The organism is Aminobacter sp. BA135 (assembly GCF_050859125.1).
Taxonomy (GTDB): Bacteria; Pseudomonadota; Alphaproteobacteria; order Rhizobiales; family Rhizobiaceae; genus Aminobacter; species Aminobacter ciceronei.
This window is the reverse complement of record NZ_CP139572.1, coordinates 5,445,920-5,461,079: the sequence shown is the minus strand read 5'-3', so window position 1 is coordinate 5,461,079 and position 15,160 is coordinate 5,445,920. Positions and strand designations below refer to the sequence as shown.

Annotated in this window: 14 protein-coding genes; 3 read left to right on the top strand and 11 right to left on the bottom strand. The window is 62.5% G+C overall.

What is annotated here, in order from left to right:
- Nucleotides 1–861: 861 nt before the first annotated feature.
- The 6 genes from panD to bioB are packed head-to-tail and all read right to left on the bottom strand — an operon-like array spanning nt 862 to nt 6,394.
- Nucleotides 862–1,314 (bottom strand): aspartate 1-decarboxylase, encoded by a 453-nt coding sequence (panD, locus tag SLT36_RS26515; RefSeq protein ID WP_097576706.1) that lies wholly within the window; start codon nt 1,312–1,314, stop codon nt 862–864.
- A 56-nt stretch (nt 1,315–1,370) separates the two neighbouring features.
- Entirely contained in the window at nt 1,371–2,354 is a 984-nt protein-coding gene (locus tag SLT36_RS26510; RefSeq protein WP_027056584.1) for a beta-ketoacyl-ACP synthase III, read from the bottom strand.
- Complete coding sequence (locus SLT36_RS26505) at nt 2,351–3,616, bottom strand: adenosylmethionine--8-amino-7-oxononanoate transaminase (protein WP_172234426.1); 1,266 nt, start codon at nt 3,614–3,616, stop codon at nt 2,351–2,353. The genes SLT36_RS26510 and SLT36_RS26505 overlap by 4 nt, the downstream gene beginning before the upstream one ends.
- Nucleotides 3,616–4,251 carry a dethiobiotin synthase gene (gene bioD / locus SLT36_RS26500; protein ID WP_027056582.1) on the bottom strand — a complete coding sequence of 212 codons (636 nt, stop codon included), beginning with the start codon at nt 4,249–4,251 and terminating at the stop codon, nt 3,616–3,618. The genes SLT36_RS26505 and bioD overlap by 1 nt, the downstream gene beginning before the upstream one ends.
- A gap of 11 nt (nt 4,252–4,262) precedes the next feature.
- Nucleotides 4,263–5,402 carry an 8-amino-7-oxononanoate synthase gene (locus SLT36_RS26495; protein WP_432285000.1) on the bottom strand — a complete coding sequence of 380 codons (1,140 nt, stop codon included), beginning with the start codon at nt 5,400–5,402 and terminating at the stop codon, nt 4,263–4,265.
- A complete protein-coding gene (bioB, locus tag SLT36_RS26490) occupies nt 5,399–6,394 on the bottom strand; it encodes a biotin synthase BioB (RefSeq protein WP_143974328.1) in 996 nt (331 codons plus the stop codon). The genes SLT36_RS26495 and bioB overlap by 4 nt, the downstream gene beginning before the upstream one ends.
- Nucleotides 6,395–6,441: 47 nt before the next feature.
- On the opposite strand from bioB, the gene SLT36_RS26485 reads away from it, so the two are divergent.
- Complete coding sequence (locus SLT36_RS26485; RefSeq protein WP_208866582.1) at nt 6,442–6,765, top strand: hypothetical protein; 324 nt, start codon at nt 6,442–6,444, stop codon at nt 6,763–6,765.
- Nucleotides 6,766–6,883: 118 nt separating this feature from the next.
- Here the strand turns inward: SLT36_RS26485 and nadC are convergent, their stop codons facing one another.
- The 4 genes from nadC to SLT36_RS26465 all read right to left on the bottom strand — a co-directional run bounded on the left by nadC (nt 6,884) and on the right by SLT36_RS26465 (nt 11,303).
- Nucleotides 6,884–7,765 (bottom strand): carboxylating nicotinate-nucleotide diphosphorylase, encoded by an 882-nt coding sequence (gene nadC / locus SLT36_RS26480; RefSeq protein WP_109671345.1) that lies wholly within the window; start codon nt 7,763–7,765, stop codon nt 6,884–6,886.
- A 1-nt stretch (nt 7,766) separates the two neighbouring features.
- Nucleotides 7,767–9,308, bottom strand: a complete 1,542-nt coding sequence (locus tag SLT36_RS26475) for an L-aspartate oxidase (RefSeq protein WP_109671346.1) — start codon at nt 9,306–9,308, stop codon at nt 7,767–7,769.
- Nucleotides 9,305–10,279: a quinolinate synthase NadA gene (nadA, locus tag SLT36_RS26470; protein ID WP_027056576.1), complete on the bottom strand. Its 975-nt coding sequence runs from the start codon at nt 10,277–10,279 to the stop codon at nt 9,305–9,307. Before nadA ends, SLT36_RS26475 begins: the two co-directional genes overlap by 4 nt.
- 64 nt (nt 10,280–10,343) lie before the next feature.
- A complete protein-coding gene (locus SLT36_RS26465; RefSeq protein WP_027056575.1) occupies nt 10,344–11,303 on the bottom strand; it encodes an NUDIX hydrolase in 960 nt (319 codons plus the stop codon).
- Between the two features lie 178 nt (nt 11,304–11,481).
- Here SLT36_RS26465 and panB point away from each other — a divergent pair, with 178 nt between their 5' ends.
- Nucleotides 11,482–12,327: a 3-methyl-2-oxobutanoate hydroxymethyltransferase gene (panB, locus tag SLT36_RS26460; protein ID WP_027056574.1), complete on the top strand. Its 846-nt coding sequence runs from the start codon at nt 11,482–11,484 to the stop codon at nt 12,325–12,327.
- 191 nt (nt 12,328–12,518) lie between these two features.
- On the top strand, nt 12,519–13,034 hold the full coding sequence (locus tag SLT36_RS26455; RefSeq protein ID WP_209444691.1) for a pantoate--beta-alanine ligase: 516 nt from the start codon (nt 12,519–12,521) through the stop codon (nt 13,032–13,034).
- A 15-nt stretch (nt 13,035–13,049) separates the two neighbouring features.
- Here the strand turns inward: SLT36_RS26455 and nifA are convergent, their stop codons facing one another.
- The gene (gene nifA, locus SLT36_RS26450) at nt 13,050–14,792 is read right to left on the bottom strand and encodes a nif-specific transcriptional activator NifA (protein ID WP_432284999.1); all 1,743 of its coding nucleotides are present in this window, start codon (nt 14,790–14,792) and stop codon (nt 13,050–13,052) included.
- Nucleotides 14,793–15,160: the final 368 nt, after the last annotated feature.

The window sequence follows — 15,160 nt, the reverse complement described above, 5'->3', positions numbered from 1 at the left end:
AATCTGCGCATCTAAGTCGATCCGAGCACGAGGTTGCGCGCGCACGGACTTTGCGGACCTCAATCGCCGTCACCCTGAAATCGACGAGGCATCGGCTATCCCAAAATTGGGGCTTGACGTTACGTAAGGTCCCATGTTTTCCGATGTGCGGGAACGGCTTCCAGTCTCATCCTAAGGGCGACGAAAATGAGGGGCAGTAATGGTGGCTGGCGAACCTAATGACGTGCGCGTCAAGCGGTGCGGTGGGGGATGGGTCGTTCATACTGTTGAGGACGGCAAACTGACAGTTCTTCGGTTCAAGACACAGTCTCCCGCCGAAAATTTCGCCGATGGCCAACGAGCCAGGCTCGGCCTTGCTGCCAAGCCGCCGATCGACGAACGCTGATATGCAACCGGATCAGGCGTTAGATGGCTGGTGAGCCCATGGTGCCGGCGGGAAACACTTTGCCGAAGGCCCACCTCAGTGCTGCTTGCGACCGTTCGGCTAGCCATATTCGCGATGATGGTTGGCACCGCTGCCGATGCGGAAGACGATGGCCTGCTTGATCGACACGGCGGCAAAGATCATGAAAAGCCAGGTCGTCAAGGACCCAGCCGCGGCGCTTGAGAAGGCAGCAAGAATTTGCAAGCCGCCACCGCAAGTAACCTGAGACAAGGGTCAGACATGCAAACCGCTGTTCGCCGATCAGCAGATGCGAGACATTGCGCCATCCCACGAAGGCCCACGGTGCCCAAGGCGCAGTGGGCATCAGCCTTTCGAAGCTGAGCGTCAGCAACTTCGTCGAGTCTTAGACTAGACGCTCTTCAGTGCCGAGCACGTTGCAACGGGGCGAAGAGGCTCGCACATCTGTGGAGCGCGGCTCACGCCCCGGAGACCAGGGCAGGAATGACCAAAGGCTCATCCGCCTCGTCAAGAATCGCGAAACTGTAACGGCCGTCTGTGTCAATATCGACGGAGTAGCTCAGGCGGTCGAGTATGTGGTTATCCTGGTCGAACGTGACGATCCGCGGCTTCAGCGAAGTGATATGCGCTTCGTCCAGGTAGATGGAGCTGCAGACGATAATCGGGTCGTCGGGCTGACAGGTGCGAGCCGCCGCTCCGTTGAGGATGCAGCACCGTGAACCGCGCTCGCCGAGGATGACATAGGTCGAAATCCGCGCACCGGAATTCTTATTCCATATCTCCACGAATTCCATCGGCAGGATCCCGGCTGCCTCGCAGTGGTCGGGGTCGAGCGTTATCGAACCATGGTAGTTGAGGTTCGCTTCGGTGACGTGAATGCCGTGCAGCTTGCCGGCCACTATTTTTCGCATTGGTTCTGTTGTCCTCATCATCATACAAGGTGAATCTTGGCAGCTGGTTCGCTCGGCTAAATTCCGACGACGAGGGCACCGCCGCTGAGGCCCGCGCCCGCCGCCGCCAGAAGAATTTTCTCGCCCGGCCGAAACGGCTGCATCCGATGGGCCAGCGACAGCGAGAGCGGGATCGTTGCGGCGGAAGAATTGCCATAGTCGGCGATCGTCTTGACGATCGCGTGATCGGCTATGCCTAGGTTCCTCCCGACCGCGTCGAAAATGCGGGCGTTGGCCTGATGCGGCACGAACCGATCGATATCCTGCGGCCGCATTTGGGCTGTAGCGAGCGCGTCCTCCGAGCAGGCAGTCATCATCTCGACCGCCTTGCCGAACACTTCACGGCCGTCGGTGATCGTCATGCGGATCTGCTCGAGATCGAGGTCGCCATGGAACGGTCTGTTGCTTCCTCCCGCCGGAATCTGGATCAGCCCGTAGCGCGAGCCGTCGGAATCCACCGAAGCGCCGAGAATGCCTCGATCCGGGTCATCGCACGGACCAATCACCACGGCGCCGGCGGCATCGGCAAACAGCACGGCGCTGGCGCGCTCGGCCGGATTGATGCGGCGGCTGAGGATGTTAGCAGCAATGACAAGGCTCGCTTTGCCGTGGAGGCGGGTAAAGCCTTCGGCAAACATCAGCGCATAGATGAAGCCGGCGCAGGCACCGGTCAGATCGATCGCTCCAGCACGACCCAGTCCCAGCCGATGTGCGACCAGTGGCGCGCTCGGCGGCAGGAGGTGATCGGGTGTCGAGGTGGCGAGCAACAGCAGGCCGATGTCGCTCCGGTTGATGCCCGCATTTGCCAGCGCCATGTCGCCGGCATGCGCGGCAAGGCCCGACAGCGTGTCTTCGTCCGTTGCCCAGAAGCGCGACCGAATCCCGGTGCGCCGCTCGATCCAGCCGGGTTCAAGCCCGAGACGATCTTCGATTTCCGGGTTCTCCACCTTGCGCGCCGGCGCATGATGACCAAACCCGAGAATGCGCGACGACCGGCTCATGGCTTTGAGCCGAAGCGTTCGCCGGCCTCCTCGATGGCGTCATAGAGCCCGTCCAACTCGTCTCCGGTGATGCAATAGGGTGGCAGAAGATAGAGGACATTGCCGAGCGGGCGCACAAGCAGGCCGCGCTCAAGGAAGAATGCGCGCAGTTTTGGCCCGATTTCGGCCAGATAGCCGGCAGAGTCGGTACGCAGATCGAGGGCGGCGATCGTGCCGGTCGCCCGGCTGTCGGAGAAATATGGATTGTCCCGGAAGCGTTGAAGCCCGGCGGCCTGCTTCGCGCTCAGGGCCGCGATCCGCTCGGCCACCGGCTCGTCCTGCCAGATCTCGATATTGGCAAGTGCTGCCGCGCAGGCGATCGGATTGGCGGTGTAGGAGCTCGAGTGGAAAAAGGTCTTCTTGCGGTCCTCGGAATAGTGAGCCTGGAAGATGGCGTCATTGGCAAGTGTGGCGGCCAGCGGGATGGCACCGCCGGTCAAGCCCTTCGAGGTGCACAGGATATCAGGAGATATGGACGCCTGCTCGCAGGCAAACATGGTTCCGGTGCGTCCCCAGCCGGTCATAACCTCGTCTGCGATCAAGAGCGTGCCGGAGGCCTCAGTGATCTTCTTCAATTCAGCCAGAACCGAAGCCGGATACATCAGCATGCCGCCAGCGCCGAGCACGAGCGGCTCGACGATCAGCGCGGCGACGCGCCGGTCACGGCTGACAGCCTCGAAACGATCCAGCGTTTCCTGCTCGCGGCCGGCGGCCGGGAAGGGGATGGTGTCGACCTCAAAGAGCAAAGGCTCGTAGGCGGCGTTGAACACGCCGCGGGCGCCGACGCTCATCGTGCCGATGGTGTCGCCATGGTAGCTGTGCTCCATGACGGCAATGCGCGAGCGCGGCGCGCCGAGGTTGCGGAAATAGCCGAGCGCCATTTTCAACGCGACTTCGACGGAGGTCGAGCCGCTGTCGGAATAGAACACCCGGTCGAGGCCGGGCGGGGCGAGGCCGACAAGCGCCTCTGCCAGCTGCTCGGCCGGCTCGTGGGTGAAGCCGGCGAAGATGATCTGGTCGAGGCTCGACGCGGTCGTCTCGATGGCCTTCATGATGCGGGGATGGCGGTGGCCATGGGTGACGACCCACCAGGAGGAAATCGCGTCCAGGATGCGGGAGCCGTCGGCCTTGTGAAGATAGGCGCCTTCCGTCCGGACAATCTCGGGGATTGCCGGCTCGAGCGCGTGCTGGGTGAAGGGATGCCAGACTCGAGACTGCGTCATCATTCGCCTCCTGCGATCGCTGTGAGGTCGAAGCCGGCAACCATCGCTTCCCTCAGCGTCTCACTTGTCAGCGGATCGAGAAGCGGCAGTCTGCCAAGCTGGCGCACGCCGCTGAATTCCACGATCGTCCTCTGCGTATCGGCCACCTCATCGCCGATGAAGGCGATGCCGATGAGCGGGATGGAACGGGCCCTGAGCGCTTCGATCGACAGCAAGGTGTGATTGATCGTGCCGAGCGTGGTGCGGGCGCACAGAATGACCGGCATCCGCCACTGTGCGAATATGTCGACGAACTTGGTGCGCCGGTTGAGCGGCACCATCAGTCCCCCGGCACCTTCGATGACGATCGGACCCGGCAAGTCCGGAAGCGAGAGCTTTGCCACGTCTATCGCGACGCCGTCGAGTTCGGCTGAACGATGCGGCGACAGCGGCTCCTTCAGGCGATACACTTCGGGCAGGACGCGCCCCATCGGCAGGCCGGCGAGCCGTTCCACAACCTCGCTGTCGGTTTCGCCGTCGAGGCCCGATTGCACCGGCTTCCAGTAGAAACCGTCGAGCAGGCCGGCGAGTCCTGCCGAAAACACTGTCTTGCCAATTCCGGTATCTGTTCCGGTGACGACGATGCGCTTGGTCATGTCGGCTCCGGTCATGTTTGGGCCAACACCTCAACGAGCGCCTCGACCATGGCGGAAATGTCGGCTGCGCCGACGTTGAGCGTCAGCGAAATACGCAGCCGCGACGTGCCCTCGGGAACGGTCGGCGGACGAATGCCACGTATGTCGAAACCGCGAGCCTGCAATGCCGCCGCCACCGCCATGGCGCGCCTGTTGTCGCCGATGACAAATGGCTGGATCTGCGAGCCGCTGGGTACCACGCCGCAACGCTCGGCCAGTTGGCGGCCCGCGAAGGCAACGCGTTCCTGCAACTGAACGCGGCGCACGGGCTCGTCGGACAGCATGGCGAGCGCTTCGCGCACTGCCACTGCCATCAGTGGCGATGGCGCGGTGGCGTAGATGAATGGCCGGCAGCGATTGACGAGATAGTCGCACAGCGTTCGTGGTGCGGTGACAAGCGCGCCGGAGGCGCCAAGCGCCTTGCCGCATGTATGGAGCGCGATGATGTTGTCACGGCCCTCGAACGCGGCGGCCAGCCCCCGGCCGTCCGGCCCCCATACACCCGTGGCGTGCGCCTCGTCGACCACGATGAATGCTTCATGCCGATCGGCAAGCGCGACGAGGCTCTCCATCGGCGCGCGGTCGCCATCCATGCTGTAGAGGCTTTCGACGGCGATCCAGACGCTGCCCATGCCGCCGTCGGCGCGCCAGCGGGTGATCGCATCCTCGACGGCATCGACGTCGTTGTGCGCGGTGAGCTTGAACTCGGCGCGGCCACCGCGGGCCCCCTCATGCATGCTGGCATGAGCAAGCTCGTCGAGGATCAAGAGGTCGCCCTTTTGCGGCAGCGTCGTCAGCAGAGCGAAGTTGGCGATGTAGCCGCTGCCGAAGAACAGCGCGCGCTCGGCTCCGAAGAACGCCGCCGCGTCCGCCTCCAATTGCTCATGCTCCGGTGCATGGCCGCGCAACAGCCGCGATCCGGTCGCGCCCACCGGCGTGCCCCGCGCAATCGCCGCCGCAACCGCCTCGCCAAGTCTTTTGGAGGCGGCAAGTCCGAGATAGTCGTTCGACGAGAAGTCGAGCCCGGCGCGCGGCACAAGTGTGCGCAGCCGGTCCTTGCGCGCCAGTCCCTGCAAGGTCGCGTCATAGCGGGCAAGTTGTGCCCCGTTCATTGCGCCCCGAGTTCCATCGGCTCGATGCCGAGACGGCGGAACAGAAGGCTATCCTTGTCCTCGCCCGGATTGTTCGCCGTCAGCAGCGTGTCGCCGACGAAGATCGAGTTGGCGCCGGCAAAGAAGCACAGTGCCTGCATCTCGTCGGTCATGGCGGTGCGGCCGGCCGAAAGCCGGACATGCGATTTCGGCATCATGATGCGCGCCAGCGCGATCACGCGCACGAATTCGATCGGCTCGATGGGTTTAGCTTCGGCCAGCGGGGTGCCGTCGATCGGGATCAGCATGTTGATCGGAACGCTTTCGGGATGCTCCGGCAGATTGGCCAGCGTCACCAGCATGTCGATTCGGTCGATTGGCTCCTCGCCCATGCCGACGATGCCGCCGCAGCAGACCTTGATGCCGCTGTCGCGGACATTGGCCAACGTATCCAGCCGGTCGGCAAACGTGCGGGTCGAAATGATCTCGCTGTAGTAGCGCTCCGACGTGTCAATGTTGTGGTTATAGTAGTCGAGGCCCGCCTGTTTCAGTCGAGCGGCCTGCTCGAGATCGAGCATGCCGAGCGTCATGCAGCTCTCCATGCCCAGCGCCTTGACGCCTTCGACCATCGCCACCACCGCATCCATGTCGCGCGCCTTGGGGTTTCGCCAGGCAGCACCCATGCAATAGCGGGTGGCGCCGGCGTCACGCGCCTTGGTCGCCTCGGCGATGACGCGCCTGACCTCCATCAGCTTCGACGCCTTCAAACCGCTTTCGTGATGCGCAGACTGGCTGCAATAACCGCAATCCTCGGGGCATCCGCCGGTCTTGATGCTGAGCAGCCGGCTGAGCTGGACCTTGTTGGGATCGAAATTCTGGCGATGCACGGTCTGCGCTTGAAACAAAAGGTCGTTGAAGGGCGCGTCGTGGAGCGCCTGGGCTTCCGCTCGCGTCCAGGGGGGAAGCGCCCAACCGATTGGATCCGAGGTCAGGTCTGGGCTGAGTTCGTTCATAAGGTCTTGTTCTCCATAATCTTCCGTCCTTGGCCTGGAGCGTTGCAGTGGATGCTGAAGACAAGGCGCATGCCAGCGGGAAGTCTTCTATCGAAACGCGTGAGCGGACTCTCCAACTGCTGCCCGCAGGCTCAACTCACGTCATCCGTGGGGATTACGGTTTCCGTTATTTTACTTTGAGCACAGGAATGCTCCTTTCTGATCGCGTCGCAGGATTCGGTGAAGGCGACGTCCAGCAGATAACCCAGAAGTTCCAGCCCGTGAGAGGCCGCCAACTGGCGCATCTCGTCGAGTCGGCAGATGATGACGCCAAGGGCTGCGACGCGGCTTTCTGTGCCTTGCTGGTCCGTCCCTCCCGCCTCCGTTGTTGAAGCGTGTCGCTTGGCGCCGAGAAGGCTTGCGTCGGCTGTTGGTGGAACCGGGGACGTGCTGACGCAGGTTAGCCTGCCACCAAAGGAGTTCCTGCGATCCCGGTTCATGTCCTCTCCATCAGTTCAGATGCCTGTTGCAATTTCGGTCGGCCGGCATGTCGAGACCGATGTCGAGAATGGGCGCGCTGTGGGTAAGCCAGCCGACCGATATGAGGTCGACGCCGGTCGCCGCAATTGCCGTGGCGCTCGCCCGCGTTACCCGGCCCGAAGCCTCGGTGATCGCGCGGCCACCGACCATAGCCACAGCCTGCGCAAGGTCCTCGACCGACATGTTGTCGAGGAGCACGGCGTCGACGCCCGCTGTAAGCGCGATCTCCAACTGGTCCAGCCTGTCGACCTCGACCTCGATCTTGACCATGTGACCTATGGCGCTACGCGCCCGCTCGATTGCGGTGCGGATATCGCCGGCAATGGCGATATGGTTGTCCTTGATCAGTACGGCGTCATCGAGCGCGAAGCGGTGATTGGCGCCGCCGCCCGCTCGCACCGCATATTTTTCCAGGACACGCAGGCCGGGCGTTGTCTTTCGCGTGCACACGATCTTTGCGTTATAGCCGCGCACCGCGTTTACGAGCGTAGCCGTTGCCGTCGCGATGCCGCTGAGCTTGCACAAGAAATTGAGCGCCGTGCGCTCTGCGGTCAGCAAGCTGCGGGCCGGCCCGCTTACGATCGCAATCGTCTCTCCGGCCGAAACCTTACCGCCTTCAGGACACCGCAGCTGCATGCTGATCCCGGGATCAACCAGCAGGAAGGCAAACATGACCAAATCGAGCCCGGCAACAACGCCGGCCTGCCGGGCATTCAACGCCAGCGTCGCTTTGCAATCGGCGGGGATTATCGCATCGCTCGTGATGTCGCCGGCTCTGCCCAAATCTTCCAGCAGGGCGTAGCGCACGATGGGCTCCATGATGATCTGTGGAAGCGGTGCAAGTGAAGTCATGTCAACGGCTCCGTTCGGATGCTTGCCATCTGAGCGTGACGGCATTCTCAAAAGCTGTGCAGAGCGTCAGTCGCGAAGGGAGGGCGGCGGCATCGCGCCCGGGGAAATCAGACCGATAATGCGAACCGCGGCTCTCTTCGCGTCGAAAAGCTGCGATCGCCATCAACAGTGCCACCAGGGCCGGATCGGCCGCGGCCGTCTCGCCGACAGAGATCGGCAGCAGTGTCGCGACCGTGTCGCGCAATGATTTCCCATTCCGAACAATGCCAAGCGCATTGGACACAATCGGGCGAATAGGTGAAGGGTCGGGCCGGATGGGAACAGTTGCCGGAAGCCTAGGCCACTGCCAACCCGCAGAGGTAGCCGCGACGCTTTCAGCCACCCAGGCGGCGGTTGCAACCGCTTCGGTCAGCGAGTTGCTGGCAAGCCGGTTGGCGCCATGCAGTCCTGTGCATGCGACTTCGCCACAGGCCCACAGGCCGCTAACGGAAGTTCGCCCCTCGGCGTCAACGGCCACGCCGCCCATGTGATAGTGAGCAGCGGGACGCACGGGAATGGGTTCCACCGCCGGATCGATGCCGGCATGCTTGCAAATAGCGTCGATTGCCGGAAAGCGCCTTGCGAATTTCTGCCCGAGACAATGTCGGGCATCGAGATAGACGCCATGCCCGGCGGCGAGCTGATCCGAGATCGCCCGCGCAACCACATCGCGCGATGCGAGTTCTGCCCCAGGCGTGTCTGCCAGGAAGCGATGGCCGTGCTCATCGATCAGCACCGCGCCTTCGCCACGCACTGCTTCGCTGACAAGCGGCATTGGCCGGCGCGCAATGTCGAGGGCCGTCGGGTGGAATTGCACGAATTCGAGATCGGCTAGTTCCGCGCCAGCACAGGCTGCAAGCGCCAGGCCGTGCCCGAATGAGGAGAGCGGGTTGGTTGTATCGCAAAACAGGCCGCCTATACCACCGGTGGCCAGCACCACGCGGCGTGTGGGCAATGCGAACACGGCGCCATGCAGGACAGTCAGCAAGCCCACAATGCTGCCTTCCGCGACAACCAAGCGAAGCGCTGTCATGCCTTCCATGATCGTGATCGAACGGGTTCGCCGCGCCACGCCGAGCAGCGCCCGAAACAACTCGCGGCCAGTTGCGTCGCCGGCGGCGTGCACGATGCGGCGACGCGAATGCGCCGCTTCCAGGCCCAGCCGTAGCCTCCCGTCTAGCGACCGGTCGAAAGGAGCACCAAGACGAATGAGGTTCTCGACGGCTTGAGGTACGGCCTCTACCACCCGCCTGGCCATTTGTTCGTCGCAAAGCCCATCGCCGGCAGCAAGCGTATCGGCGAGGTGCAGGTCGGGGCTGTCGTCCTCCCCCAGACTCGCTGCGAGCCCGCCTTGGGCGAGCGTGCTCGAGGCTTCGGTTCCGAGCGGGGTCCCGGACAGAAGGACGACTGTTTGCGGCGCCAAGTGTAGCGCCGTCATGAGCCCGGCGATACCAGCGCCGATGATGACCGGCGCTCCGCCAATGTGATGGATGTCCGCCGTCATACAAAGAGCATGCGTTCCACGGCCCAGCGGGCCCGTTCAGCGACATGAGGATCGATCGTGACGACGTGGCGGTTCTCCTCGAGCGCGGTCCGGATGTTGGCGAGCGTGATGCGCTTCATATGCGGGCACAGATTGCATGGGCGCACGAAATCTACTTCCGGATGCTCGACCGCGACGTTGTCGCTCATGGAACATTCCGTCATCAGCACCACACGCGCCGGCCTATGCCGCGCGACATAGTCGGACATCGCCGCCGTCGAGCCGGCGAAGTCGGCTTCCGCGACCACTTCAGGCGGACATTCGGGATGGGCAAGTATGCTGATGCCGGGATGGGCCTCACGCAGCTCGCGGATGTCGGCCGCCGTGAAGCGTTCATGCACCTCGCAGCGCCCCTTCCAGGCGATGATCTCGACTTTGGTTTGCGCCGCGATGTTCTTTGCCAGATATTCGTCGGGCAGCATGATCACGCGCGGGACCCGGAGCGACTTCACCACTGCGAGCGCGTTGCCCGAGGTGCAGCAGATGTCTGACTCGGCTTTCACCGCGGCGGAGGTGTTGACGTAAGTGACGACCGGAACGGACGGATAGCGCTGCCGCATCAGGCGTACGTCTTCGGCGGTGATCGAGTCCGCCAGCGAGCAGCCGGCGTTGAGGTCCGGGATGAGCACTGTCTTGTCGGGATTGAGCAGCTTGGCTGTTTCTGCCATGAAATGCACGCCGGCGATCACGATCACATCGGCGTCGACTGTCATCGCCTTGCGGGCCAGCGCCAGGCTGTCGCCGACGATGTCAGCCACGCAGTGAAAAATCTCCGGCGTCTGGTAGTTATGCGCCAGGATGACCGCATTCCGCTGTCGCTTCAGATTCAGGATTGCGTCGATATCCTCGACGAAGACCGACCACTCGATCCGTGGGATAACGCGCCGAACGCGGTCGTACAGTGAGGCGCTCGAAGGCAGGACGGCGCTCATCGAGCCTCCAGTTATAGTCCACCTGATTATAAGACGTTTATAATCGTTGTGACTATAAGGGGTGTCAAGCCCGTGCGAGCGGTAATTTTGTGCCGGCCACAGGCCTCTCGTCGAGAATAGTATGGTGGAAGCGGTAGAGCTGCGCAGGCCGGCCGCCGGTCTCGGCGGTCGTCGCCCCGGTCTTCTCAACCAGTTCCTGCTGCTCTATGAGCCGGCGAAAGTTCGGCTTGTTGATGAGCCTGCCGGAGAGCGCCTCCACAGTTCGCTGTAGCTGCAAAAGCGTGAAGAGCGGCGGCATCAGTTCGAACACAACAGGCCGGTATTTGATTTTGGAGCGCAGTCGCGCAATAGCCGTTGCCAGAATGCGGCGATGATCGGCGATCATCGATCTGCCCGGCACCGAAGCGAGGATGGCCGAAACTCCGCCGCGCTTCGCCTCCTCCACCAGGGTGGCTTCGTAGAGCAGCTCGTAGCGCTGCAGCGCGAGCTCTTCGTTCCATGCCCGGCCGTCCAAGGCAAAGGCAACCGCCGCTCGCCGTCGGCGATCGAAGCGCGTCGCGCCGTCGTCCGCGCCGTCCGCCCATTCGATAAGGCGCGGCCGCAATTCTTCCAGCACTATCGGGGGCCTGCCGGAGCGATGATCCTCCCAGGGGAAATAGTCGTACCAGCTGGCCCAACTGCGCCTGCCCGAGGCGCCCGTATCTTCTTCGCGGGTGAGTGCGAGATAGCTGATCGAGATCACGCGCTGGTTGGCGCCGACCCGATCGCGATCGGCAAAGGTGTAGAGCTGCTCGATATAACCGAGAGGCTGACCGGTCTGCAGTTCCACCCATGCCCTGAGGCCCGACTGGAGCGAACGATGAGCGAGCTCAAACGGGCCCGAGGGAAGGGCGCCGCCCTCTTCGATGGTCAGAACACAAGGTCCAGCGTCGTTCACGGCAACGACGACTGCGATGAGGTCCGCGTTGACGTCGTTGGTCTTGCCTATGGCTCTGCCTTTCCTTGGTCCCTTTGCCTGATCCATAGTTCCTGACCTACTTGGCAGAGCTCCGCCTGTCTAAACCGATTTAGTTCTGTTCTTTATCATACCACTCGTCGCGTCAACACCACGCGCTCTGGCGATTTTACCTCTTCGCACCTCGACAAAAATATGCCAAACGCGACACTGGCCGTGGGTGACGCTGGGTGAGGAGAGACGTGGATTGAGCGCCGCAGGTGTCGTCAAGGCGATCACGCCGCCGAACATCCGTGCGCGAAAGGGCAGCACGCCGCTGGTCTGCCTGACGGCCTACACCACGCCGGTCGCAAGGTTGGTTGACGGCCACTGCGACATCGTTCTTGTCGGCGACAGCGTCGGCATGGTTCTCCACGGCCTTCCCTCCACGCTCAGTGTCACGCTCGATATGATGATCATGCACGCCAAGGCGGTTCGGCGGGGAATGGAGCGGGCGCTCCTGGTCGTCGACATGCCGTTCGGCTCGTACGAGGAAAGCCTAGAGCAGGCCTTCCGCAATTCCGCGCGCCTTATGGCGGAGACCGGATGCGCTGCGGTCAAGCTCGAGGGCGGCGCGACGATCGCCGAGACGATTCGCTTCCTCACAGCGCGCGGAATCCCGGTCATGGCGCATGTCGGCCTGACGCCGCAGGCGGTCAACGTGTTTGGCGGATATCGCGTGCAGGGCAGGGGCGAGGATGCCGAGCGCATTTGGCGCGATGCTCTTGCGGTCAGCGAGGCTGGCGCCTTTTCCGTCGTACTGGAAAAAGTGCCCGAACCGCTCGCCCGCCGCATCACCGAGAAAATCCCAATCCCGACGATCGGCATCGGCGCCTCGGCGGCCTGCGACGGGCAGATCCTGGTCGTCGACGACATGCTGGGCCTGTTCGGCGACTTCCGCCCGAAATTCGTCAAGCGCTATGTCGAACTGGGAGAGGCCGCTTCGGCAGCGATCGAGGCCTACGCGTGCGACGTGAAGGAGCGCCGGTTTCCGGCGGCCGAACATGTCTTCGGCGATGAACCGAAAGCCATCAAAGGAGGAGAAGCGACATGAGCACACCGATCGTCCGGACCGCCGAGTCGCGCAAATCCGTGGCGGCATGGCGCAGGCAGGGCATGAAGGTCGCGGTCGTGTCAACCATGGGCGCCCTTGCATGAAGGCCATCTCAGCTTGGTGCGCGCCGCACTTCAGCGCGCCGACCGGGTGATCCTTACCCTCGTCGCAATTGAACGACGCAGACGAGAGTGGTTGCCACCGTGGTCTCGGTGAGAGGGGTGAGCGGCGGCCTGTGCGGCGCGGCCCAAGCCATTTCGACGGCGTGGGGGAGATTGGTGACGAAGCTCTTTTTCCAGACCGGCGCCGTCCGCCTTCTTCGGGGAGAAGGATTTTCAGCGTTGCAAGTGCCCCGGCTTGCCCGCGACCTCGACATACCGATCGGGATCATCGCCTTTCCGACAAGGCGCGAAGCCGATGGCTTGGCGATGTCGTCGCGCAACTCTCAGGCTGTCGGCCGCACAGCACAGAGCGTGGCGGCGCCAAAGCGAAATTCTCTTGAAGCGGCCGAGAGGTTGGCACCGCCACGCGAAGCTGTATTCGCCGCGGCGACGCGATCCTTGCCGCCGGCTACAGAGTCGTTGAATATCTCGAATTACGGGCCGGCGCCGAGAGGAGGCTGCACCGCCTCACCGAGCCGAACCAACGCACGCTTGATTTGTCCCAGCTCTTCGCCTCGTTCGCTATGTCGCGGCCCGACATACTGAAGTTCGACAGCCGGTTCAGAGATTCTTGATCTCGATACCGTATTTCCTCAGCGCGTAGCCAATCTGGCGCGGCGTCAGTCTAAGCAGGCGCGCTGCCTTTGCCTGTACCCAGCCGGATCTTTCCATGGCCGCGATGAGACGCTCGCGATCGGTCATCTGCGCGTCGCTTACGAGGGCTACCCGAACAGGCGCTGGCAGTGCCTGCTGGCTGTCAACGGGCGGGGCCGCAAAGGCGGCCGAAGCAAAATCACCAGACGAACGCATGGCCGGGTTCAGTGGCGATGGTGCGATCGGCTCCGATTTCGGCGCAGTCTCCTTCGATGCGTGCTTCCATAGCATCGCGGAAAGGCATCGGCCGTGGCAGCAGTCAAAGTCGTTTCTGCCGATTGACGCTCCCGCTGCCAGGGTCGCTGTCCTCTGCACGCAATTTTCAAGCTCGCGGACATTTCCGGGAAAAGCACAGTTCATCAGCACTTCAGTCGCACTCGCATCGAAGACCATCGTACGGCCGTTCTCGCTGTTGAAATTCTTGAGAAACTCAGCGGCAAGAAGCGGAATATCACCGCGCCTTTCGCGCAATGGCGGCACCAGCAAGGGAACAACGCTGATGCGGTAATAAAGGTCGGCGCGAAACTCGTTCCTTGCAACCGCGTCTTCCAGGTTCCTGTTCGTGGCAGCAATCACGCGAACGTCGACCTTAATCGTCTGGTTGCTGCCGACGCGCTCGAACTCCTGCTCTTGCAGCACGCGCAGCAGCTTTGCCTGGAACGAGGCCGAAATCTCACCGATCTCGTCCAGAAACAACGTTCCCTTGTCGGCGAGCTCAAAGCGCCCCTTGCGCGAGTTGAATGCACTGGTGAAGGCACCCTTTTCGTGACCGAACAGTTCGGATTCCAGGACTGTCTCAGGGAGCGCTGCGCAATTGAGCTTGATGAACGGCCGCTTGGCGCGCCCCGACAGCTCGTGAACGGCCTTGGCGACCAGCTCCTTGCCGGTCCCGGATTCCCCGCGCAGCAAAACGGTGCTGTTGGACCTGGCTACTAACGCGACCTTCTCGAGCAGCCCGCGCAGCGCCGGGCTGTCGCCAACGATCCCCTTGACATGAGCCCTCTTGCCCTCATGCCCAGGCTGCTTGAGTTCGCCGAATTGCTTTTGCATCCCGATTTTCTCGGCCATCAGTCGCTCGCGGTCGGACGCGAACATGCGATGCAGCTTCACTGTCTGCCCAACCAGATTGGCGATTATGGTAAGGAGGCGGAGGTCATGATCGAGAAGGGAACCTGATTTGTTGTCCAGGATGCGGTCGATGGTCAGCGTGCCCACGACGTTCGCATCGACGTGAATGGGTACGCCGATGAACGACACTTTCATGTTGTCGGACGCCCCGAGCACGTCCTTGTCGGCGGCGTTGAAGGCCGGATCCAGCGCTATGTTCTCGGCGACCAGCGCCATGCCCGTCGTTATGATTTGGTCGATCGCCGTCCGTGGCAGATGCTTCCGGTAGCGCTCATCGTTGTCTTCGCTCCAGCCGGCGCCGACGGTCATGTCCGGTATGCCGGTACCGTCGCAGAGCGAGATGATGCCGTGCCGCACCTGCACCAACGATGGCAGGAGATCGACGACGTTGGCCAACGTGGCTTCCAGCCCAGACGGAGCGGTGAGCGCTTTCGACGTTTCAAAGATGTCCAGCGCCCTCTCGTGCAACGGCACAATAGGGACCCCGTTATTCGTCTCGGACTTTGAATTGGGCCTTTTCATTTTTGGAAGCGATATGCAGCGTGACGAGATCTGCCTGGCACTTTACTCGGAGTTGCGAGCAGCGTGTTGCATGTGATCATCCATCTCGCGCCATGAAATCGATGCTCGAGGCAAGTGCGCCTATCCTCCAGCGCGTGGATGTCCTTGGCGGATCGCATTCGTGGGCGTCTTCGCTCCGCAGGCCACTGCACAATCGACGAGTTTGCTCGCCTCGACCTGGCACGCGGGGACTCATTGAAGCACGAAAAGGCGTTGATGAAGATAGTCGTGACGATTGATCCGTCAGCAAGACGGACGTCTGCAGCCGGCTTTTCGCGAGCAATGAAATTGCCATCGAGATGATAGCTAATGTCGATGCCAGTCAGGCC

Excerpts from the sequence above, each read along its gene's own strand:
- SLT36_RS26475 (WP_109671346.1), bottom strand. The coding sequence starts at position 9,308 with ATGACGGCGGACATCCATCACATTGGCGGAGCGCCGGTCATCATCGGC.
- panD (WP_097576706.1), bottom strand. The coding sequence starts at position 1,314 with ATGCGAAAAATAGTGGCCGGCAAGCTGCACGGCATTCACGTCACCGAA.
- bioD (WP_027056582.1), bottom strand. The coding sequence starts at position 4,251 with ATGACCAAGCGCATCGTCGTCACCGGAACAGATACCGGAATTGGCAAG.
- SLT36_RS26495 (WP_432285000.1), bottom strand. The coding sequence starts at position 5,402 with ATGAACGGGGCACAACTTGCCCGCTATGACGCGACCTTGCAGGGACTG.
- nifA (WP_432284999.1), bottom strand. The coding sequence starts at position 14,792 with ATGAAAAGGCCCAATTCAAAGTCCGAGACGAATAACGGGGTCCCTATT.
- SLT36_RS26465 (WP_027056575.1), bottom strand. The coding sequence starts at position 11,303 with ATGGATCAGGCAAAGGGACCAAGGAAAGGCAGAGCCATAGGCAAGACC.
- SLT36_RS26510 (WP_027056584.1), bottom strand. The coding sequence starts at position 2,354 with ATGAGCCGGTCGTCGCGCATTCTCGGGTTTGGTCATCATGCGCCGGCG.
- bioB (WP_143974328.1), bottom strand. The coding sequence starts at position 6,394 with ATGAACGAACTCAGCCCAGACCTGACCTCGGATCCAATCGGTTGGGCG.
- SLT36_RS26505 (WP_172234426.1), bottom strand. The coding sequence starts at position 3,616 with ATGACGCAGTCTCGAGTCTGGCATCCCTTCACCCAGCACGCGCTCGAG.
- nadC (WP_109671345.1), bottom strand. The coding sequence starts at position 7,765 with ATGACTTCACTTGCACCGCTTCCACAGATCATCATGGAGCCCATCGTG.
- nadA (WP_027056576.1), bottom strand. The coding sequence starts at position 10,279 with ATGAGCGCCGTCCTGCCTTCGAGCGCCTCACTGTACGACCGCGTTCGG.